The following is a 19,712-nucleotide window of genomic DNA, read 5'->3' on the forward strand; positions in this document are numbered from 1 at the left end:
TCCGGGATCCTCGCCCTCGGCCGGGTCACCGTCCCGGACTGACGTCCACGCTGCCGGCCGACACGGACACGTCGATCGTGCGGCGAGCGCTCGGGGACTCGTCGACCCGGGCATCGAACGAGCCCGCGTTGACGTCCTGACTGATCCGATACTCCACGTCGGGAAGGGTCAGATTCAGCGATCCGGCGCTCACGTCGATCGTGGTCGTCGTCGGCGCATCGCCGGTCAGCTCCACCGTCAGATCGCCTGCAGCGATGCCGAGATCCGCCTGGTCGACGCCGTCCAGGAGGACGTCCGCGCGTCCCGCGTTCATCTGCACATCGAAGGCCGAGGCCGCACCGGTGACGTCGAGGGATCCGGCGTTGATCTGGACCTCCAGCGTGCCGAACTCACCGGAGACGTCGAGAGCGCCGGCATCGAGCGTGAGACTCGCGTCGAGGTCGGAGCCGCTGAGCTCCTCCGGAAGGGTGAGGACGGCACGCTCGTCGTCGCCGAACCAGTTGCCGAACCACCAGCCGAAGGCCGGCCGAGGACTCCGGACGACGAGCTCGTCCGCCTCGCGCTCGAACGTCCACGAACCGCGGCCGTTGGTCACGGAGAGCTCCGCCGCGTCCACATCGCCGAAGTCGATGCGGACCATACTCGCGTCGGCGTCGAGATCGATCGCGGTGACGCCGTCGACGTCCACCGTCTGCACCGAATCCGGCCGGCTGGAGGAGAGGAGGGTGCCGGTCGCCGCGACGGCCGCCGTGCCTCCGGCTCCGAGCAGGGCGATCCCACCGACCACGGCGGTGACGATCATCACCGCCGTCGCTCCGGACGAGCGCTGGGGTCCGGGCGCGCCGGGCGCCGGCGTGGGTGAGGCCGCGGACGGCGGCGGGGGAGGAGTGATCGGGGTGTGTCCCCCCTGTGCTCCGGTGTTCTCGGTGGTCATCGTGTGACTCCTGTCTGGCCGTTCGGCGGCGTCGTGCCGCCCGTGTTCTCGAGGTGGGCGAGGGCGGCGAGCACGCGGCGGTTGCCCGACTCGTCCTGTTCGAAGCCCAGCTTCTGGAAGATGGAGGTGATGTGCTTCTCGACGCTCGCCGCCGAGAGGAAGAGGAGGCCGGCGATCGCCTGGTTCGACTTGCCCTCGGCGAGCAGGGCCAGCACGGTGCGCTCCCGCTCGGTGAGCCGCATCATGCGGTCGTCGCGGTTCCGCCGGGTCAGGAGCTGAGCCACCACTTCCGGGTCCAGCACCGTGGCGCCGTCGGCGATGCGCTGCACCGAATCGATGAACTCGGCGACGTCCGCCACCCGGTCCTTCAAGAGATAGCCGAGCGGACCGCCCTGCGCGGCGATGAGGTCGGACGCGTAGCGCTCCTCCACGTACTGCGAGAGCACGAGGATGGCGAGCGCCGGGTGCATGGCCCGCAGATCCAGGGCCGCGCGGATGCCCTCGTCCGTGAAGGTGGGCGGCAGCCGCACGTCCAGGATGCAGAGGTCGGGCGTGGTCGAGAGCACGGCCTCGCGAAGACCGGTCGTGTCGGTGAGCGCGGCGACCACCTCGTGGCCTGCGTCTTCGAGGAGCCGCACCAGGCCCTCGCGCAGGAGGACGGAATCCTCGCAGATCAGGATGCGCATGGCACGTTCACCTCCAGGCTGGTCGGACCGCCCTGGGGGCTGTCGAGTCGGAACGTTCCGCCCGCGGCGAGGATCCGGTTCGCGATGCCGTCGAGGCCCCCGCCCGGGATCACCTGGGCGCCGCCCATGCCGTTGTCCTCGACCCGCGCCCAAAGGGTGTTCCCCTCACGGAGCCGGACCGTGACGCGCGCTTCGCTCGCTCGGGAGTGCTTCGCCGCGTTGGTCAGCGACTCGGCGATGGAGAAATACACCGCCGCCTCCGCATCGCGCCCCGGCCGCGGGGTCCCTGAGCCGTACCCCTGGGTCCCTGAGCCGCCACCCTGGGTCCCTGAGCCGCGACCCTGGGTCCCTGAGCCGCGACCCTGGGTCCCTGAGCCGCGACCCTGGGTCCCTGAGCTTGTCGAAGGGTCCATCCGCACGTCCAACTGCACGGGGATGGGGGAGCGGCTGGCGAGCGCCGACAGTGCGGCGTCCAGGCCGCGGTCGTCGAGCACCGACGCGTGGATGCCTCGTGCGAGCTGCCGGAGCTCGGTGATCGCCGCCTTCGTCGACGTGTGCGCCTCGGAGATGAGCTCCTTCGCGGCGTCGGGGTCGGTGTCGATCTTCTGCTGGGCGAGCCCCAGCGTCATCCCGACCGAGACGAGCCGCGGCTGGACGCCGTCGTGCAGGTCGCGCTCGATCCGCGTCCGTTCCAGGTCGGCCGCGCGGACCGCTCCCTCCCGCTGGGCGGTGGATGCCCGCACACGCTCGGTGAGCTCGACCTCCCGGGCCCGGGCGACGATCGCCAGAGCGAGCGTGCGAGCCAGGAGCGCGAGGCCGATGATGCCGGCCGCCGAGGCGAGCGCGCCGAGGATGCCGATCAGGGGCGCCCAGGACACCGGGATCTGCCCGCCACCGAAGGGACCGATGATCGTCTCTACCGACGTCAGCGGGGCGAAGGCGATGAAGATCGACCAGAGGAAGGCCCAGAACAGCCGGAGCACCACGAACCCGAGGACGGCGGTGATGGCGAAGTTCGCGACCGCGCGCCACATCCGTCCGTCGATGGCCTGCCGCCCGAGGGAGCGGAGCCAGCCGCCGAAGCCGGGCCGGTCCCGGGGCTGGAGCCGCAGCGGGGCGTTCGGCACCCGGTACAGGCCGGCGACGCGGGCGATCTCGAACCAGCCGACGCCGAAGAGCGCGTACACGAGGCCTACGAGCACCACGATGCCGACGCCGAAGACGAAGAGGAGGCCGAGCCCGGTGCCGAGGAGCCCGCCGAGCATCCCGAAGATGGCGCCCCCGATCACCCCGACGCCGGCGAGATGCAGGATCGTGAGGGGGATGCGCAGCGGCGGCCTCCCGGTCGCAGCGGCCGCGGGGGTCGCAGTCTGTGTGGTCATGCTTCCACGGTAGGGCCGCCGCGCGCCCGCGCCCACCGAGTCAGCCGGACACTCCCGTTCGGGTTTTCCCTACTCTGCCGAAACCCCGTCCTATCGCCGAAACCCCGGCCTGCATCCGTGTGCAGGCCGGGGTCTCGGCGGGAAGACGGGGTCTCGGAGGCTCAGTTCGACATGAAGCCGACGAGCAGCCCGCCGGTGACCTTCACGGCCAGGTTGTAGATTCCGGCGACGACGGCGCCGAGCACCGTGAACACGATGAGGTTGAGGATCGCGACGACGGCGGCGAACGCCATGACCTGCGGCAGACCCACGAGCTCCGACAGCGGGATGGCGCCGTCGGTGAAGCTGCGCACGAACTCGTCCGCCGTGGACATGATGCCGGTGGCCTGGAGCACGAGGAAGATCAGGAAGAACGACACCATCGTGACCACGGCCAGTGCGACCGCTCCCAGGAACGAGAGCTTCACGGCGGACCAGAAGTCGACGTAGACGAGCCGCAGACGGACCTGCTTACCGCCGGTCTTCCGTGTCGACTTCTTCGCCAGCTTGTCGGCCACTGTGCTCATGCGTCTGTATCCTCGGGTGTCTCAGTCGTCTGGGGGGCCTCGGCATCGGCATCCGGCTCGGTCTCTTCTTCGGTGAGACCACGCTCACCGTTCCGGGCGATGGCGAGGATGCGGTCGGCCTCCGTCGTGCGGGCGAACACCACTCCCATGGTGTCGCGACCCTTGGCGGGGACCTCGGCCACGGCAGAGCGTACCACCTTGCCGCTGGACAGAACCACCAAGACCTCGTCGTCCTCGGACACGATCAGACCGCCCGCGAGAGTGCCCCGATCGTCGTTCAGCTTGGCGACCTTGATGCCGTATCCGCCGCGCCCCTGGACCCGGTATTCCTCGACGGCGGTGCGCTTGGCATAGCCGCCGTCGGTGACGACGAACACGTACTTCCCGAGTGCGGCGACCGAAGCGGACAGCAGGCTGTCGCCCTCGCGGAACTTCATGCCCTTCACGCCGGCGGTGGCGCGACCCATCGGGCGCAGGGCCTCGTCGGTCGCCTGGAACCGCACCGACATGCCCTTGCGGCTGATGAGGAGGATGTCGTCCTCGGCGTTGACGAGGAGGGCGCTGACCAGCTCGTCCTCGTCGTTCAGCCGGATCGCGATCACGCCGCCCTGGCGGTTGGTGTCGTAGTTGTCGAGGCGGGTCTTCTTGACCAGGCCTTCGCGCGTGGCGAGGACGAGGTAGTCGGCCACCGCGTAGTCGCGGATGTCGAGGACCTGCGCGATGCTCTCGTCCGGCTGCAGCGCGAGGAGGTTCGCGACGTGCGTGCCCTTCGCGTCACGCCCGGCCTCCGGCACCTCGTACGTCTTCGCGCGGTAGACCCGGCCCTTGTCGGTGAAGAACAGCAGCCAGTGATGGGTCGTCGTGACGAAGAAGTGCTCGACGATGTCGTCGGCGCGGAGCTGGGCGCCCTTGACGCCCTTGCCACCCCGGTGCTGCGAACGGTAGTTGTCGCTGCGCGTGCGCTTGATGTAGCCCTCGCGCGTGACGGTGACGACCATCTCCTCCTCGGCGATGAGGTCTTCCATCGAGACGTCGCCGTCGAAGCCGTGCAGGATGTGCGTGCGCCGCTCGTCCCCGAACCGGTCGACGATCGCGGTGAGCTCTTCGCGGATGATCGTCCGCTGCCGGCCCTCATCGGCGAGGATCGCCTTGTAGTCCGCGATGAGCGCCTCGAGCTCGTTCGCCTGGTCGATGATCTTCTGACGCTCCAGTGCGGCGAGGCGACGGAGCTGCATCTGCAGGATCGCATCGGCCTGGATCTCGTCGATGTCGAGGAGCTTCTGCAGACCCTCGTTCGCATCTTGGGTCGTCTGCGACCGGCGGATGAGCGCGATCACCTCATCGAGCGCGTCGAGCGCCTTCAGGTAGCCGCGCAGGATGTGCATGCGCTTCTCGGCCTCGTTCAGCCGGAACTGCGTCCGTCGCACGATGACGTCGATCTGGTGGGCGATCCAGTTCGAGATGAAGCCGTCGATCGCGAGCGTCCGGGGCACGCCGTCCACGATCGCGAGCATGTTCGCGCCGAAGTTCTCCTGCAGCTGCGTGTGCTTGTAGAGGTTGTTCAGCACCACCTTCGCCACGGCATCGCGCTTGAGCACGACGACGAGGCGCTGACCCGTGCGGTCCGAGGACTCGTCGCGGATGTCGGCGATGCCGGTGATCTTGCCGTCGCGCGCGAGGTCGCCGATCTTGACGGCCACGTTGTCGGGGTTCACCTGGTACGGCAGCTCGGTGATGACCAGGCAGGTCCGCCCCTGGATCTCCTCGACGTTGACGACCGCGCGCATCGTGATCGAGCCGCGGCCGGTGCGGTACGCCTCGTGGATGCCCTTCGTGCCGAGGATCTGCGCGCCGGTCGGGAAGTCCGGTCCGGGGATGCGCTGGATCAGCCCGTCCAGCAGCTGCTCCCGGGGGAGGTCCGGGTTGTCCAGCGCCCACAGCGCGGCATCGGATACCTCACGGAGGTTGTGCGGCGGGATGTTGGTCGCCATGCCGACCGCGATGCCGACCGAGCCGTTGACGAGGAGGTTCGGGAACCGGGACGGCAGAACCGTCGGCTCCTGGGTCTGGCCGTCGTAGTTGTCGGCGAAGTCGACGGTGTCCTCTTCGATGTCGCGCACCATCTCGAGCGCGAGCGGGGCCATCTTCGTCTCGGTGTATCGCGGTGCCGCCGCGCCCATGTTTCCGGGGGAGCCGAAGTTGCCCTGGCCGAGAGCGAGCGGGTACCGGAGCGACCACGGCTGCACCAGGCGGACGAGCGCGTCGTAGATCGCCGAGTCGCCGTGCGGGTGGTACTGACCCATGACCTCGCCGACGACGCGGGCGCACTTGGAGAACGACTTGTCGGGACGGAATCCGCCGTCGTACATGCCGTAGATCACGCGCCGGTGCACGGGCTTGAGACCGTCGCGCACATCGGGGAGAGCACGGCCGACGATGACCGCCATGGCGTAGTCGAGATAGCTGCGCTGCATCTCCGACTGCAGATCGACCTGGTCGATCTTGCCGTGCTCGTGGCCCTCGGTGATGTCGGGGCGTTCTTCGTCAGTCATGTGTCTTTCCTGGTTGGCTGAGCTTGTCGAGGCGTCGGATCCCCTGGCGCACGCTCGAGGACCCCGCGGTGATCAGATGTCGAGGAACCGGACGTCCTTGGCGTTGCGCTGGATGAAGCTCCGACGCGATTCCACGTCCTCGCCCATCAGCACGCTGAAGATCTCGTCCGCGGCGGCGGCGTCCTCGATGGTCACCTGGCGGAGCGTCCGGGTGGTGTGGTCCATCGTGGTCTCCCAGAGCTCCTTGGCGTTCATCTCGCCGAGACCCTTGTAGCGCTGGATGCCGGCGTCCTTCGGGATGCGCTTGCCGTTCTCGAGTCCGTAGGCCAGCAGCGCGTCGCGCTCGGCATCGCTGAACACGTACTCGTGCGCCGCGTTCGACCACTTCAGGCGGTAGAGCGGGGGCATCGCGAGGTACACGAAGCCGGCCTCGATGAGTCCGCGCATGTAGCGGAACAGCAGCGTGAGCAGCAGGGTGGTGATGTGCTGGCCGTCGACATCGGCATCGGCCATCAGCACGATCTTGTGGTACCGCGCCTTCTCGATGTCGAACTCCTCGCCGATGCCCGTGCCGAAGGCCTGGATCATCGCCTGGACTTCCTTGTTGCCGAGCGCCTTGTCGAGACGCGCGCGCTCGACGTTGAGGATCTTGCCGCGCAGCGCGAGGATCGCCTGCGTGTGCGGGTCGCGACCCTGGACCGCCGAGCCGCCTGCCGAGTCTCCCTCCACGAGGAAGATCTCGCTGATCGACGGGTCCTTGCTCGTGCAGTCCTTGAGCTTGTCGGGCATCGCGGCCGACTCGAAGACGCTCTTGCGGCGAGCCGTCTCGCGCGCCTTGCGGGCGGCGAGCCGCGCGGTCGCCGCGTCGATCGCCTTGCGGATGACGTTCTTCGCCTGGGTCGGGTTGCGGTCGAACCAGTCGCCGAGCTGATCGCCGACCACCTTCTGCACGAACGCCTTCGCCTCGGTGTTGCCGAGCTTGGTCTTGGTCTGGCCCTCGAACTGGGGCTCGCCGAGCTTGATCGAGATGACGGCGGTCAGCCCCTCGCGCACATCGTCGCCGGAGAGGTTGTCGTCCTTCTCCTTGAGGAGGTTGTTCGCACGGGCGTAGCGGTTGACGAGCGTGGTGAGCGCCGCCCGGAAGCCCTCCTCGTGCGTGCCGCCCTCGTGCGTGTTGATCGTGTTCGCGTAGGTGAACACGTTCTCCGTGTAGGACGTGGTCCACTGCATCGCGACCTCGAGCGAGATCTTGCGGGCCGTGTCCTCCGACTCGAAGGCGATGATCTCCTCGTTGACGACCTCGGCGTGGCGCACCTTGTTCAGGTACTCGACGTAGTCGACGAGACCGCGCTCGTAGAAGAAGACGTCGCTCGGCTGCTTCGTGACCGCCTGGCCGTCCTCCTCCGTCTCGTACGCCGACTCCGGCCGCTCGTCGGACAGCTCGATGCGCAGTCCCTTGTTGAGGAACGCCATCTGCTGGAAGCGGGTGCGGAGCGTGTCGTAATCGAACTCGACCGTCTCCTGGAAGATCTCCGCGTCCGGCCAGAACGTGATGCTCGTCCCGGTCTCCTCGGTGGCCTCGCCCTTCTCGAGCTTCTGCTGCGGGACGCCGCCGTCGGCGAAGCTGTGCCGCCAGACGAAGCCCTTCTGCTTGACCTCCACGTCGAAGCGGGTCGACAGGGCGTTCACCACCGAGGATCCGACGCCGTGCAGACCGCCGGAGACGGCGTAAGCGCCGCCGCCGAACTTGCCGCCGGCGTGCAGGATCGTCAGGACCACCTCGACGGTGGACTTCGACGGGTCGGAGGAGTGCGGATCGACGGGGATGCCGCGGCCGTTGTCGACCACGCGCACGCCGCCGTCGGCGAGAAGGGTGACGAAGATCGTGTCGGCGTAGCCGGCCAGCGCCTCATCGACAGAGTTGTCGACGATCTCGTAGACGAGGTGGTGCAGGCCGCGGGGTCCGGTCGAGCCGATGTACATGCCGGGGCGCTTGCGCACGGCCTCGAGTCCTTCGAGGATCTGGATCGAGTCGGCGCCGTATTCACCGGGCTGCTTCTTCGGTGCGGGTGCCGCCGATCCTCCGGCCTGTGAGCCCGACGAAGCGTCGTTGTTCGGTTCCGTCTCGTCAGCAGGGGATTCAGGCGTCATCAGAGGGCATTCTCCAGATCGATATCTCGAATTCCCATTCTAGCGGGGTTTCGAGTCGAAATGCCGCTCAACGGCCGCGTGTGGCCCTCTGAGCGTTTCGGACCCCTTGCATGGTGCCCTACCCGTAGGTATCGCGCGGGCCCCGCCCTGGAACGGCTCTGGGACCCCATTTCCACGAGGGGACGTCCGGTCCGATGAAGCGGAGGTTCTCCACCCCCGCCTCCGGATACCGTCGCCCGATCTCCGTGAGGATGGTCGCGCGCATGAACTGGAGGTTCTTCGCCCAGGCCGTCGAATCGCACTTCACGGTGAGCAGTCCGCGCTCGAGCGACACCGGCTCCGAGTGCTTCGCGGTGTCCGCCCCGGCGAGGTCGGCCCACTGGCGGACGAGGTCTTCCCGGGCGAGCGTCGTCTCCCACCCGGACTCGCGGCTGAGGATGTCGAGCACGGCACCGAGACTGCCCGGATCGCGCCCGGGGGTGAACGGCGCGTTGTCGTCGTCGACGGTGATCCGTCGCTTGCGCTTCCAGTTCTTGGCACTCGGCTGGAGTCCCCGCAGTCGCAGGTAGGTGGCGACGGTCTCGGGAGCCTCCGGCGCGGCCGCGCTGTCGGTGAGCACATCAGTCATTACTCGCACCCTCCTCTCCCTGCGATCGGTTCCGTTCGTCGCTGATGGTGCCCGCCGCGATACGGACCACGTGAGCATGGAGCACGTCGGGGATATCCTCCTCCACCGCCGCGGTGACCACCACCTGCTCGTAGCCGGCGGTGAGGGTGGCGAGTCGCTGGCGCCGATCCGCGTCGAGCTCGGCGAAGACGTCGTCGAGGATGAGCACCGGGTCGCCGGCGGGAGACTCGCTGCGCAGGAGTTCTGCGGAGGCGAGACGCAGAGCGAGTGCGACGGACCAGGACTCGCCATGCGAGGCGTAGCCCTTCACGGGGAGGTCGCGGACACGCAGCACCAGATCGTCGCGGTGCGGTCCGGTGAGGGTGAGGCCGCGGTCGAGCTCGTTCGATCGCTTCGCGGCGAGGGAGGCGCGGAACATCTCGGCGATGCGACGGGTGTCCCCGCGCACGTCGTCGGCGGGAGCGGTGCCCTCTGTGTCGTCCCGAACGTCGTCGTCCTCCGGATCGCCGCCGGCGACGGACAGGGCCCAGTCCAGCTGCGGCCGGTGGTCGGCGCCCGCGATCGCCGCGTAGGCGTCGGCCACCGGCTGCTGCAGGTCGGCGGCCAACCGCTGCCGCGCGGTGATGATCTCCGATCCGAGGGACACGAGCTTGTCGTCCCAGACGTCCAGCGTGCTCAAGGCCTCACCGCGGATGCCGCGCGCCCGCGCCGACTTGAGAAGGGCATTGCGCTGCTTGAGCACGCGATCGTAATCGGCCAGTACCGCGGCGAGACGCGGGGTGCGCTGGATGAGGAGCTGGTCGGCGAACCGGCGACGGGCCGACGGGTCTCCGCGGACGATCTGGAGGTCTTCCGGCGCGAACAGCACGACGTGCGCATAGCGGGGGAGCTCGTTGGTCTTCGACGGGGAGCCGTTGATGCGAGCCTTGTTCGATCCCTGCCGATTGAGCTGCACCTCGACCAGCACGCGCCGCTCGCCGTGGGAGAGCCGAGCCCGGATGACGGCGAAGTCCTGGCCGTCCCGCACCATCGGGGCATCGGACGACACCCGATGCGACCCGAGTGTCGCGAGGAAGACCACGGCCTCGGCGAGGTTCGTCTTGCCCTGGCCGTTCCGCCCGACGAGCACGTTCGGCCCTCGGTGCAGCGCGAGTTCCGCGGTCGCGTAATTGCGGAAATCGACCAGGCTGAGGTGCTCCACAATCACGGAGCCAGCCTACCTCCCGGGTCGGACACTCCCTCGGGGCGAGAGCTCGCGCTCAGCGCAGGAGCAGGTTGGGCTGCAGCAGGTACTTGAACGAGTCCAGACCGGCCTGGTCGACGGAGGTCTGGCTGGTGATGAGGACCGGGCTGAGCTTGTTGGCGTTGTCGCTGGAGGTGAACGTCACCCGCACGAACTCGCTCTTGACCGCGCCGAGCGCCTCGATGAGGTACTGCGGGTTGAGCCCCAGGGTCACCTCGTCGCCGCCGGAGAGGATCGCGTCGACCGACTCGGACGCGCGGGCGTGCTCGCTGCCGGACGCATCCATCGTGACGCTGTCGGTCGAGAACGTGAAGCGGAGCGGAGCGGCACGATCGAGCACGAGGGACACACGACGGACGGCTTCGATGAGATCGGCGGTGTTGACGACGGCGTAGTGGTCGGTCTGCTCCGGGAAGAGGCGTCGCACCGGGGGGAAGTTGCCCTTGATGAGCAGCGAGGTCACGGTCTTGTTGCCTGCGGTGAACGCGATGATCTCGCGGTCTCCGGCTCCCGAGAAGGCGATCTGGATCGTGCCGGCGTGACCGAAGGTCTTCCCGACCTCGACGAGCGTGCGAGCGGGGACCAGCGCGGTCGCCTCGACGGCCTCGCCGTCCCACGGCACGTCGCGGAGCGAGACCCGGTAGCGGTCGGTGGCGACGAGGCTGAGCGTGTGGCCGGTGACCTCGAGCTGGACACCCGTCAACACGGGAGTCACATCGTCGCGGGATGCGGCGAAGCCGACCTGCGCGATCGCGGTGCCGAACTCGTCGGCGGGGACGACGCCGGAGGATCCCGACACCTCGGGGATCGACGGGTATTCCTCGACCGGCATGGCGGCGAGCGTGAAGCGCGCCGAGCCGCAGGTGACGGCGATCCCGCCGTCATCCTCCACGGCGATCTCGATGGGAGCGTTCGGGAGTCGGCTCGCGATGTCCGAGAGCAGGCGGCCGTGGACGAGGATCGTGCCCGGGGTCTCGACCGTCGCCTCGATGGTCGTCCGTGCGGAGGCCTCGTAGTCGAAGGCCGAGAGCGTGAGCCCCGAACCGTCAGCCTCGATCAGGACTCCGGCGAGGATCGGCTGCGGATTGCGCTGGGGGAGCAGCTTGACGACGAAGGACACAGCCTCGCTGAAGACATCGCGGTTGACCTGAAACCTCACGGGTGCTCCCTTGTCGTCGAACATGACGGGTCGTCGTCGGGTCCTGCCAGTGCAGGGAATCCCATGCTAGCCCCACAGTCCTGCGCTTCCCTACGCCGGAGGACTTGTCATGCCTCGGACGGTTCTCCCCACCGTCTGGTGATCGGATCGCACCCTGAATGACTTAACTCCTTAACAGTGTTAACAGTTGTGGATACTGTGGATAACTCGGTGGAAAGCAGACGCGAGTAGGGAACTACAAGCCTGTCACTTGTGGAGACCCTGAGGAATCCGCGGGTGGAGAGGGGGCGGTCAGCGTTTCTTCTTCCCGGGGTTATCCACAGGTTTGCTGGATTGGCCCACATCCGGCACGGCGCGTTCCACGGTCATCCACAAGTTATCCACATGTGCATAGACGCATCTATCCGGCCATGCGGATGGTCGGGGAACGCCGAGAGGGACGCCGTCCGGGTATCGGATGCGGCGTCCCTCTCGTGAGTGCAGGTCGTCAGCGGCGGCCGAGCTGCGTGGTGATCTCGGTCACCTGGTTGTAGATGGAGCGACGCTCTTTCATGAGCTCGCTGATCTTCTTGTAGGCATACATGACCGTCGTGTGGTCGCGGTTGCCGAAGAGCTGGCCGATCTTCGGGAGGGAGAGGCTGGTCCGTTCACGACAGAGGTACATGGCGATCTGCCGGGCGGTGGCGATCTGCTGCGAACGGCTGGACCCGTAGAGGTCGTCGACGGTGAGCTTGAAGTACTGCGCGGTCGCCGTGATGATGTCGGTGGGCGAGATGATGTTGTCCTCGGCCGTGTCGATGATGTCCCGCAGCACGGTCTGGGCGAGGGAGATGTCGAGGGCCGAGCGGTTCAAGCTCGCGAACGCCGACACCCGGATGAGTGCTCCCTCCAGCTCGCGGATGTTCGAGGACACCACCGTGGCGATGTACTCGAGCACCTCGTCGGGGATGTGCAGGGCCTCGCTCTGCGCCTTCTTCCGCAGGATGGCGATACGGGTCTCGAGATCGGGCGCCTGCACGTCGGTGATGAGGCCCCACTCGAAACGGCTGCGCATGCGGTCCTCGAAGCCCGTGAGGTGCTTCGGCGCGACATCGCTGGTGATCACGACCTGCTTGTTGTGGTCGTGCAGCGTGTTGAACGTGTGGAAGAACGCCTCCTGCGTCTCCGCACGCCCCTGGAGGAACTGGATGTCGTCGATGAGGAGGATGTCCACCTCGCGGTACCGGGCTTGGAAGGCGGCGCCACGGTTGTTGGCGATGGAGTTGATGAAGTCGTTCGTGAACTCCTCGCTGGAGACGTAGCGCACCTTGACCCCGGCGTAGAGCGACTGCGCGTAGTCGCCGATGGCGTGCAGGAGGTGGGTCTTGCCCAGTCCGGAGTCGCCGTAGATGAAGAGCGGGTTGTAGGCCTTGGCGGGCGCCTCGGCGACGGCCACCGCGGCCGCGTGGGCGAAGCGGTTGGACTGGCCGATGACGAAGTTGTCGAAGGTGTACTTCGGGTTGAGGCGTGACTCGTGGCGTAGCGCCGTCGGCTGCTCCATCGGTGACTCGGCGCGCACCGGGTCCTGCCGACCATAGTCCGCCACGGCGATGGGAGCGGTGGGCTGATCGGCGAGCTCGTGGTTCACGACCACCCGATACGACGTCACTTCCTCGCCGACATGAGCGAGGGCCTCCATGATGGGCAGGCGCAGACGCTTGTTGATCTGTGCCGCGGTGAGGTCGTTCGGCACCTCCAGGTACAGCGTCGCCGACATCACGCCGGCCGGCACCGCGAGGCTCAGGAAGCCCTGGAGCTGCGGGGTGACCCGATCATCGGATTCCAGCAGCTCCTGCACCGTGGTCCAGATCGGGACATCGGGCTGGGCTGGTGAGGACATGGTGCTCCGGACGACGGATCGGGAAGGGGAGCGCGGGAGAGGCTGCCCTGTGGATAACTACGGATGCCCACGCTAGTCATCGGCGTCGGGAACGGCAACCTGCCGCAGAGAATCAGGTCGTGTGGCGGTTCGGTCGGTTGCTCGGGGTTGTGGATAGCTCCTGTGTGGAGGGGAGCCGCGCGCCGTCAGTCGGCGTCGTATTCGCAGCTGACCGTGCCCGAGTCCGAGGTCTTCTCGACGACCAGCTCATCGTTCCAGTAGATCCTGCAACCCACCGTCTGATCGTCGCTGTCGGTGGGTGCCGTGATCGTGATCCAGGCCGACGAGTCCGACGTGGTGTACTGCGCGTTCCCGACCGCCGGCCAGGGGAGAGTCCTGGTCTCGGTGTCGCTGCTGAAGGTGGCGGTGACGGATAGCATATCGACGGCCGGATGGCGCCCTCGCGCGCGGAGCGGCCGAGAACGGCCGTACGGTAGATTTGCCCTGCGCGCCGCCAAGACGTACCCTTAATCGGTTGACTTATGCCTGTATGGCAGTTCCCTATGTCTCCGGTCGAAGTGAATCCGGTGGCAGCATTCCCGGAGTGATCTCATGAGCAAGCGCACCTTCCAGCCCAACAACCGTCGTCGCGCCAAGAAGCACGGCTTCCGCGCCCGCATGCGCACCCGCGCCGGTCGTGCCATCCTCTCGGCACGCCGCGCGAAGGGCCGCACCGAGCTCTCCGCGTAAGCAGCTGTGCTCGCCCGCCCGTTCCGTTTGACCCGCGGGAGCGACTACCGACTGGTCGTTCGACGCGGATCACGTTGTGGCGGGGCCCGCGTCCTCACCTCCATGCTGGCGACGGGCGAGAGCAGGGCAGCGCGGTTCGGTTTCATCATCAGCAAGCAGGTGGGCACCGCAGTGGTGCGCAACACCGTGCGTCGGCGACTCAAAGCCGTCTGTGCGGAGGCGTTGCCGCGTGTTCCGCAGGGCACGGATGTCGTCATCCGTGCCCTTCCTGCGTCCGCGACCGCGTCGTACGCCGAACTCCGCAGCGACGTTCATCGCTGCCTGGCTCGGCTCACGCCGGCCGAGGCCGCATCATGACCGCCTTGCCGGCGTCCTCTGTGGGGTCCGGGGAGATGCGCGGGCGAGACGCGGTTCGGAGCATCCCGCTCCTGCCGCGCAACGCCGTGCTCGCGTTCCTCGCGGGGTACCGCAAGGTGGTCTCGCCGATGTACGGGGACGTGTGTGCGTACTACCCCTCCTGTTCCGCCTACGCTGTAGGTGCGGTGCAGCAGCACGGCGCCGTGCGGGGGGCTCTGCTCTCGGCGTGGCGCATCCTCCGCTGCAATCCCTGGTCTCGCGGAGGCGTCGACGACGTCACACCGCATCGACACTTCCGCTACGACCTGACCGCACACGGTTTCGTCGTCCCCTCCCGAAAGGACTGATCGGTGGGTCTTGACCTTCTGTTCGCCAGTGCCACCCCCAGCCCGGAACCGGCATCCGGCGGATTCGACCTGCTCGGCACGATCCTGTGGCCGCTGAAGTGGGTCGTCGAGCTCATCCTCGTCGCCTGGCACTGGCTGCTGACGGCCGTCGGTCTCCCTGCGGCCTCCGGAATCACCTGGGTCCTCTCGATCGTCGGCCTCGTGATCGTGGTCCGTGCAGCGCTCATCCCGCTGTTCGTGAAGCAGATCAAGAGCCAGCGGAAGATGATGGAAATTGCTCCTGAACTGAGGAAAGTCCAGGAGAAGTATCGCGGCAAGAAGGACCAGCTCTCTCGCGAGGCGATGAGCCGCGAGACGATGGCGCTGTACAAGAAGCACGGCACGACGCCGATGTCGAGCTGTCTGCCCCTGCTCGTGCAGATGCCGATCTTCTTCTCGCTCTACAGCGTGCTGAGCGACGTCAGCAAGCACGCGACGCAGGGCGTCGGCGGTGTCGGGCTGCTGAGCGCGGAGCTCACGCAGGAGTTCTACGACGCCAAGCTCTTCGGGGTCGCGTCCCTGCACGAGAACCTCGGCAACGCGATCGAGGCCCAGAACGTCACGGCGATCATCATCCTGATCACCCTGGTCGTCCTGATGATCGCGTCGCAGTTCTTCACGCAGCTGCAGATCATCTCGAAGAACCTCTCGCCGGAGGCCAAGACCGGCCAGGCGTACCAGATGCAGAAGATCATGCTCTACGTTCTGCCGCTGGGTTTCATCTTCTCCGGTGTCTTCTTCCCGCTCGGCGTGGTCGTGTACTGGTTCATCTCGAACCTCTGGACCATGGGGCAGCAGTTCCTCGTCATCCGTGAGATGCCGACTCCCGGCTCTGAAGCCGCCAAGGCTCGCGAGGAGCGGCTCGCCCGCAAGGGCAAGGCGATCGACTCCTCCGGCAAGGTCGTCCCGATGGCTGCCTACGAGGCCGAGCAGCAGCGCCTGCTCGAGGAGGCCGAGAAGGCGAAGGCGGCGGCGCCGAAGCGACAGCAGCCGGTCGGCAAGAAGCGTGCGAAGAAGAAGGGGAACGCGTCATGAGCGAGGTCGTGACCGGGAGCACAGAGCCCACTGTGGCGCAGCTCGAGAACGAGGGGGACGTCGCGGCGGACTACCTCGAGGAGCTGCTCGATATCGCAGACATCGACGGTGATCTGAACCTCGACGTCCGTCAGGGTCGTGCCTACGTCTCGGTCGAGGCCGAGGGTGACGGACTCGCGCTGCTCTCCGCTCCCGATACGGTGCAGGCGTTGCAGGAGCTCACGCGTCTCGCCGTCCAGAACAAGACCGGCTCGTTCTCGCGCCTCATCCTCGACATCGGTGGATCCCGCGACGCGCGGCGCCGTCAGCTCGTGACCCTGGTCGAGGCGGCGGCTGCCAAGCTCGATGAGGGCTCGTCGCAGGCCTCGCTGCCGGCGATGTCGAGCTATGAGCGCAAGCTGGTCCACGACATCGCCGCCGAGCGCGGGCTCGTCTCCGAGTCGTACGGCGAGGGCGCGGACCGCCACACGGTCCTGCGGCGGCACTGACACACGGAAGGCGAGCTCTGGCACGTGTCCGAGACGCAGGATCCCGGCGAGAAGACCGTCGAGCAGGAGCCGGCAGTCGCTGCCCAGATCTTCGGGGAGCGCCTGCAGCTCGCTCGACGGTTCACAGAATCCCTTGCGCGTGAGGGGGAGGAGCGGGGCCTGATCGGACCGCTGGAACTGCCCCGGTTGTGGACCCGTCACATCCTGAACAGCGCGATCGCCGCGCCCCTGTTCCACGGCTCCGTCGCGGACATCGGGTCCGGAGCCGGACTTCCTGGTCTGGTACTCGCGATCGCGCGACCCGACGTGTCGTGGACCCTCGTGGAGCCGATGGAGCGCCGGATCAATTGGTTGACTGAGCAAGTGAATGACCTGGGACTCACCAACGTCACCATTCTCCGCGCGCGTGCCGAGGACGTGCGTGCGAAGGGCGCCTTCGATGTCGTCACGGCTCGTGCGGTGAGCGCATTGCGGACGTTGATCCCTCTGACAGCGCCCCTAGTCCGCGATGGTGGGGAGCTGGCCCTGTTGAAGGGGATGAACGCCGCGAACGAGATCGAAGCGGCACGGAAGCAGATCGCGAAGTTCAAGCTCGCGGATGTTCGGGTCGAGGTGCTGGGTGAGGGGTTGCTCCCGGAGACCACGCGGGTCGTTCGCGCCTCCGTGCGCTGAGGAGGTCGCCGCTTCCCGTGAAACGGGGGGCTGACCCGGGGTCCGAACGTGCACCCATGTTCCCGGCGCCGTCGATACGTCGCCGGGAAGGCAGTCTCTACGGCGAGATGTCGGGCGAGCACGTCACGGAGGCTGCTCAGCTGCGGCTGCGGCTGTGTTCGTCCGGATCGAAGTCGGAGCTGTCGTCGTTCCCGGCGCCCACCATGGTTCGTCCTGTCGTCGTATCGATGGACTCACACCGCGGGTCGACGCGCTGGGCTGGGATGCCCTGTGTCGGTGCGTCGCGCAAGGTGCCTTACTCCGATTCGGACTCCGAGCTGTTTCACGTGAAACAGCTTCCCGTCTGCACCCTTGTATCGCCTTGGGGATAGGAACGCGACGCAGGGGGAGTGGGCTATCGTCACACTGCCGTGCGCCGATGCTTCGACATTCGTCCTTCTCCGGGCTCGTCAGTGGGTGCCGTGAACGCGGATGGGCGAACGGGACGATGGCGAGGTGGAGGTGTGGCCGAGGCAGGGCGGGATGGCACCCGTGAGGTTGAGGGGTGGGCCGTGTCCGTCGACCGTTGGGATGGGGTGACGTCCGCGCGGTGACTGCCGTGATGCCCTGTCTTCCGAGCGCTACCAAGGCAAGGCTCCGGTGCCTGCATGAGTAGGGCCCGGCAGCGCCCAGGCGATATCCGCGAACCGGGGCGACTCCGCTCGTCACGAACGCCTAGCTCCATGTGCTGTGGGCCCCCCATCCGGATGGGCGCGCCCCGATGCGAGGTCGGGTGGCAACGCGAGCGCTGCCCCGCTCAGCGCGTACTCGCGATGGCGGGCGGACGACTGGCTGGGCTCGGCCGCTCGGATTCACTCAGGAGAGGGCCGCGGGCCGCTTCGGCTGCCACCTGTCGGCTTTGGTCCGTTTCACGTGAAACAACGGCGACGACGTGTAGCGACTGCGGCGGACCAAATGTCCGGGCGGCACGGTAGAGGCGTACGGAGACGCGTTATGGGTAGGCGCGACTTCTGGCGTCCGACCCCTTCGGTGCGCTGAGGAAGACGCCGCCGACGTACACGTGAAAGGTCAGCTGAATTCAGCTGGGGTTCAAGCGCTGGGGTTCCGGGGAGATCTCGGCTCACGGCCTGAGGGCGGTAGGTACGGCTGGGCGGCGATATTGGCTAAGAGGCTTGGCGCGCAGGGCCGAGCATCGGGAGCCGTGCGGCGGTTTCACTTGAAACGGTGGCGACAGTTACCCGGGCGAAGGACTCTCGGTGCGTAAGGCAATCGTCTTGCTGCTCGAGCCCAGTGTTCGATGCTGCTGGCGGAGTTGGCAGGGAGCGCAGCGCGCAGGGCAGAGCGTCGGGCTGGTACCGCTGTTTCACGTGAAACGTTGGCCGTCAGGCGCCGCGCGAGCACCGCCGGCAGGGCGACAGCCGTCTCCTTATCTAGAAGAGGGCCTGATGCTGCGCGGCAGCGCTGAACCAGGATCGCAGCGCGCAGAGCCGAGAGTTCGGCGTCTTTCCGTGGTTTCACGTGAAACGGTTGGATCCAGTCGCTGTGGAAGCACGTGGGCAGTGGGGGAGCAGCCGCGTCCCAATCCACGGTCGGTGTCCCATGCTCCCCGGCGACGACGGCCACGGATCGCAGCGCGCGGAGCCGAGCGTCGGGCTCCGTACCGCCGTCTCCCCTGAACGTCGTCCAGGGTGAGCCTGCGGCGGTCAGGGCGGTTGCGTGATCTGACGAAGCCCGGCCCAATGACAGTCAGGTGGTTTCTGGGCGTCAGTCTTGGTGATCGGTCGTGGGTTGCGTCGCACTCACGGTGGCGCTCTCCATCTATGCGGCGGCTGGAACGCGGTCGTTCGTGGGTGCGGGTGCCCCTGTAGTGAGGGGCTTGGCGTGGGCCGCCTGATTGTCTGGTTGCAGGCGACAGCGAGCATCCAGGCGACGGCCAATGAAGGAGGTGTGCTCTCAGGGATTGGCGGACCGCGTGGAGTTCTCGTGCGTGACCGAGCACCGACCGGAGGCAATGAGCTTGACGACGTGCGCACGGTCACCCGCGTATCGTTCTGGGGGTGTCGCGGAGGATCCCGGGCCGTGCCTGGCGAACACTGGTGCCGAGCTTCTCGATTGCGCCACGGCATGGAGGGCGCACTCCAGCGGGCGCCACCGCTCCCGGTCCCCAGAAAGTTCACACCAGGTCGGCCTACTGGACCACCTGCGGTATCCAGCGACACGGAGTTCGCGTTCGCCTGAAGATGGAGGACCGCGGGACGTTTCACGTGAAACAGGGCCGGCGTGTGGACTCATCGGCTCTCCTCACGCACGAAGAGCAGCGGACCGGAGGATCCCGCGTGCCGGGTGACCGGCGTGCGCCGCGTACGACTCCCTACGGCAGCGACGGGTGGAGGCAGGCGCGGACGGAGCACCACGGGGGACCCGGGCTACGCCGAGTGCCTAGGCCGACCAAGGGTCGTGCGGAGGTTCACACGACGATGGCATGGTGCAGGTGAGCTGGACCGGTGCAGGGGGCCGTTCAGACACGGACAAGGAAGCAGTCCTCGGAGGCGCTCCCGTCTGGCGGCGTGGCGCTCGTCGTGCCTGCCCCGTCTTGGGGGAGCGGCGCGCAAATGTCGAGCCTGCGCGTGCCGGAGTGCCCATCGCGGGTCCCCGAAGCCGGGGCTCTTATGGGTTCAGGGCTGTATGACGGCGTGGAAGGACGGCGGAACGGGGAGGAATGTCCTCGATCTGGCCGAGGCGGGCGTGCCACCCGACGTGACCCTGGGACACGGATGAAGACGAGGCCCCAATTCCGCCCGCTACCCCGGACGACACGCCAGAGAAGTGAGGCAAGGAGGCCAATCTGCAGGACGGGAGTGCAAC

17 protein-coding genes are annotated in these 19,712 nt (G+C 67.5%); 6 read left to right on the top strand and 11 right to left on the bottom strand.

The window, feature by feature from the left end; all coding sequences use genetic code 11:
* Nucleotides 1-25: 25 nt before the first annotated feature.
* From KVS71_RS02110 to KVS71_RS02160, 11 genes are all read right to left on the bottom strand, one after another.
* Nucleotides 26-934 carry a DUF4097 family beta strand repeat-containing protein gene (locus tag KVS71_RS02110; protein ID WP_217583404.1) on the bottom strand — a complete coding sequence of 303 codons (909 nt, stop codon included), beginning with the start codon at nt 932-934 and terminating at the stop codon, nt 26-28.
* A complete protein-coding gene (locus tag KVS71_RS02115) occupies nt 931-1,620 on the bottom strand; it encodes a response regulator transcription factor (protein ID WP_060922731.1) in 690 nt (229 codons plus the stop codon). Before KVS71_RS02115 ends, KVS71_RS02110 begins: the two co-directional genes overlap by 4 nt.
* Nucleotides 1,608-3,002 carry a histidine kinase gene (locus tag KVS71_RS02120; RefSeq protein ID WP_254635348.1) on the bottom strand — a complete coding sequence of 465 codons (1,395 nt, stop codon included), beginning with the start codon at nt 3,000-3,002 and terminating at the stop codon, nt 1,608-1,610. The genes KVS71_RS02115 and KVS71_RS02120 overlap by 13 nt, the downstream gene beginning before the upstream one ends.
* 161 nt (nt 3,003-3,163) lie before the next feature.
* Nucleotides 3,164-3,568: a DUF3566 domain-containing protein gene (locus KVS71_RS02125; RefSeq protein WP_025102877.1), complete on the bottom strand. Its 405-nt coding sequence runs from the start codon at nt 3,566-3,568 to the stop codon at nt 3,164-3,166.
* Nucleotides 3,565-6,120 carry a DNA gyrase subunit A gene (gyrA, locus tag KVS71_RS02130; protein ID WP_105948955.1) on the bottom strand — a complete coding sequence of 852 codons (2,556 nt, stop codon included), beginning with the start codon at nt 6,118-6,120 and terminating at the stop codon, nt 3,565-3,567. Before gyrA ends, KVS71_RS02125 begins: the two co-directional genes overlap by 4 nt.
* A gap of 72 nt (nt 6,121-6,192) precedes the next feature.
* The gene (gene gyrB / locus KVS71_RS02135) at nt 6,193-8,271 is read right to left on the bottom strand and encodes a DNA topoisomerase (ATP-hydrolyzing) subunit B (protein WP_217583412.1); all 2,079 of its coding nucleotides are present in this window, start codon (nt 8,269-8,271) and stop codon (nt 6,193-6,195) included.
* Between the two features lie 118 nt (nt 8,272-8,389).
* Complete coding sequence (locus KVS71_RS02140) at nt 8,390-8,899, bottom strand: DUF721 domain-containing protein (RefSeq protein WP_144881643.1); 510 nt, start codon at nt 8,897-8,899, stop codon at nt 8,390-8,392.
* A complete protein-coding gene (recF, locus tag KVS71_RS02145; protein WP_217583414.1) occupies nt 8,892-10,106 on the bottom strand; it encodes a DNA replication/repair protein RecF in 1,215 nt (404 codons plus the stop codon). Before recF ends, KVS71_RS02140 begins: the two co-directional genes overlap by 8 nt.
* A gap of 52 nt (nt 10,107-10,158) precedes the next feature.
* Nucleotides 10,159-11,301, bottom strand: a complete 1,143-nt coding sequence (dnaN, locus tag KVS71_RS02150; protein ID WP_025102872.1) for a DNA polymerase III subunit beta — start codon at nt 11,299-11,301, stop codon at nt 10,159-10,161.
* 487 nt (nt 11,302-11,788) lie between these two features.
* Nucleotides 11,789-13,180 carry a chromosomal replication initiator protein DnaA gene (gene dnaA, locus KVS71_RS02155; RefSeq protein ID WP_060921326.1) on the bottom strand — a complete coding sequence of 464 codons (1,392 nt, stop codon included), beginning with the start codon at nt 13,178-13,180 and terminating at the stop codon, nt 11,789-11,791.
* A gap of 185 nt (nt 13,181-13,365) precedes the next feature.
* Nucleotides 13,366-13,599, bottom strand: coding sequence for a hypothetical protein (locus KVS71_RS02160; protein ID WP_060921327.1), 234 nt, complete (start codon nt 13,597-13,599; stop codon nt 13,366-13,368).
* 172 nt (nt 13,600-13,771) lie between these two features.
* Between KVS71_RS02160 and rpmH the strand changes: the two genes are divergently transcribed.
* The 6 genes from rpmH to rsmG are packed head-to-tail and all read left to right on the top strand — an operon-like array spanning nt 13,772 to nt 16,847.
* Nucleotides 13,772-13,909, top strand: a complete 138-nt coding sequence (rpmH, locus tag KVS71_RS02165; RefSeq protein ID WP_022879826.1) for a 50S ribosomal protein L34 — start codon at nt 13,772-13,774, stop codon at nt 13,907-13,909.
* 6 nt (nt 13,910-13,915) lie between these two features.
* The gene (gene rnpA, locus KVS71_RS02170; RefSeq protein ID WP_082749949.1) at nt 13,916-14,266 is read left to right on the top strand and encodes a ribonuclease P protein component; all 351 of its coding nucleotides are present in this window, start codon (nt 13,916-13,918) and stop codon (nt 14,264-14,266) included.
* Nucleotides 14,263-14,613, top strand: a complete 351-nt coding sequence (gene yidD, locus KVS71_RS02175) for a membrane protein insertion efficiency factor YidD (protein ID WP_060921329.1) — start codon at nt 14,263-14,265, stop codon at nt 14,611-14,613. Before rnpA ends, yidD begins: the two co-directional genes overlap by 4 nt.
* 3 nt (nt 14,614-14,616) lie before the next feature.
* Nucleotides 14,617-15,687, top strand: coding sequence for a membrane protein insertase YidC (gene yidC, locus KVS71_RS02180; RefSeq protein ID WP_060921330.1), 1,071 nt, complete (start codon nt 14,617-14,619; stop codon nt 15,685-15,687).
* Nucleotides 15,684-16,175, top strand: coding sequence for a R3H domain-containing nucleic acid-binding protein (locus KVS71_RS02185; protein WP_025102865.1), 492 nt, complete (start codon nt 15,684-15,686; stop codon nt 16,173-16,175). The genes yidC and KVS71_RS02185 overlap by 4 nt, the downstream gene beginning before the upstream one ends.
* Before the next feature lie 24 nt (nt 16,176-16,199).
* A complete protein-coding gene (gene rsmG / locus KVS71_RS02190; protein WP_060921331.1) occupies nt 16,200-16,847 on the top strand; it encodes a 16S rRNA (guanine(527)-N(7))-methyltransferase RsmG in 648 nt (215 codons plus the stop codon).
* The last annotated feature ends 2,865 nt before the right edge of the window (nt 16,848-19,712 follow it).

The sequence above is a fragment of the Microbacterium sp. GbtcB4 genome, from assembly GCF_019091465.1.
GTDB classification, from domain to species: Bacteria; Actinomycetota; Actinomycetes; order Actinomycetales; family Microbacteriaceae; genus Microbacterium; species Microbacterium paraoxydans.

Coding starts and splice junctions, on each gene's coding strand:
- KVS71_RS02115 (WP_060922731.1), bottom strand. CDS start 1,620: ATGCGCATCCTGATCTGCGAGGATTCCGTCCTCCTGCGCGAGGGCCTG.
- gyrA (WP_105948955.1), bottom strand. CDS start 6,120: ATGACTGACGAAGAACGCCCCGACATCACCGAGGGCCACGAGCACGGC.
- KVS71_RS02125 (WP_025102877.1), bottom strand. CDS start 3,568: ATGAGCACAGTGGCCGACAAGCTGGCGAAGAAGTCGACACGGAAGACC.
- rpmH (WP_022879826.1), top strand. CDS start 13,772: ATGAGCAAGCGCACCTTCCAGCCCAACAACCGTCGTCGCGCCAAGAAG.
- KVS71_RS02120 (WP_254635348.1), bottom strand. CDS start 3,002: ATGACCACACAGACTGCGACCCCCGCGGCCGCTGCGACCGGGAGGCCG.
- gyrB (WP_217583412.1), bottom strand. CDS start 8,271: ATGACGCCTGAATCCCCTGCTGACGAGACGGAACCGAACAACGACGCT.
- KVS71_RS02160 (WP_060921327.1), bottom strand. CDS start 13,599: ATGCTATCCGTCACCGCCACCTTCAGCAGCGACACCGAGACCAGGACT.
- KVS71_RS02140 (WP_144881643.1), bottom strand. CDS start 8,899: ATGACTGATGTGCTCACCGACAGCGCGGCCGCGCCGGAGGCTCCCGAG.
- KVS71_RS02110 (WP_217583404.1), bottom strand. CDS start 934: ATGACCACCGAGAACACCGGAGCACAGGGGGGACACACCCCGATCACT.
- dnaA (WP_060921326.1), bottom strand. CDS start 13,180: ATGTCCTCACCAGCCCAGCCCGATGTCCCGATCTGGACCACGGTGCAG.
- yidD (WP_060921329.1), top strand. CDS start 14,263: ATGACCGCCTTGCCGGCGTCCTCTGTGGGGTCCGGGGAGATGCGCGGG.
- KVS71_RS02185 (WP_025102865.1), top strand. CDS start 15,684: ATGAGCGAGGTCGTGACCGGGAGCACAGAGCCCACTGTGGCGCAGCTC.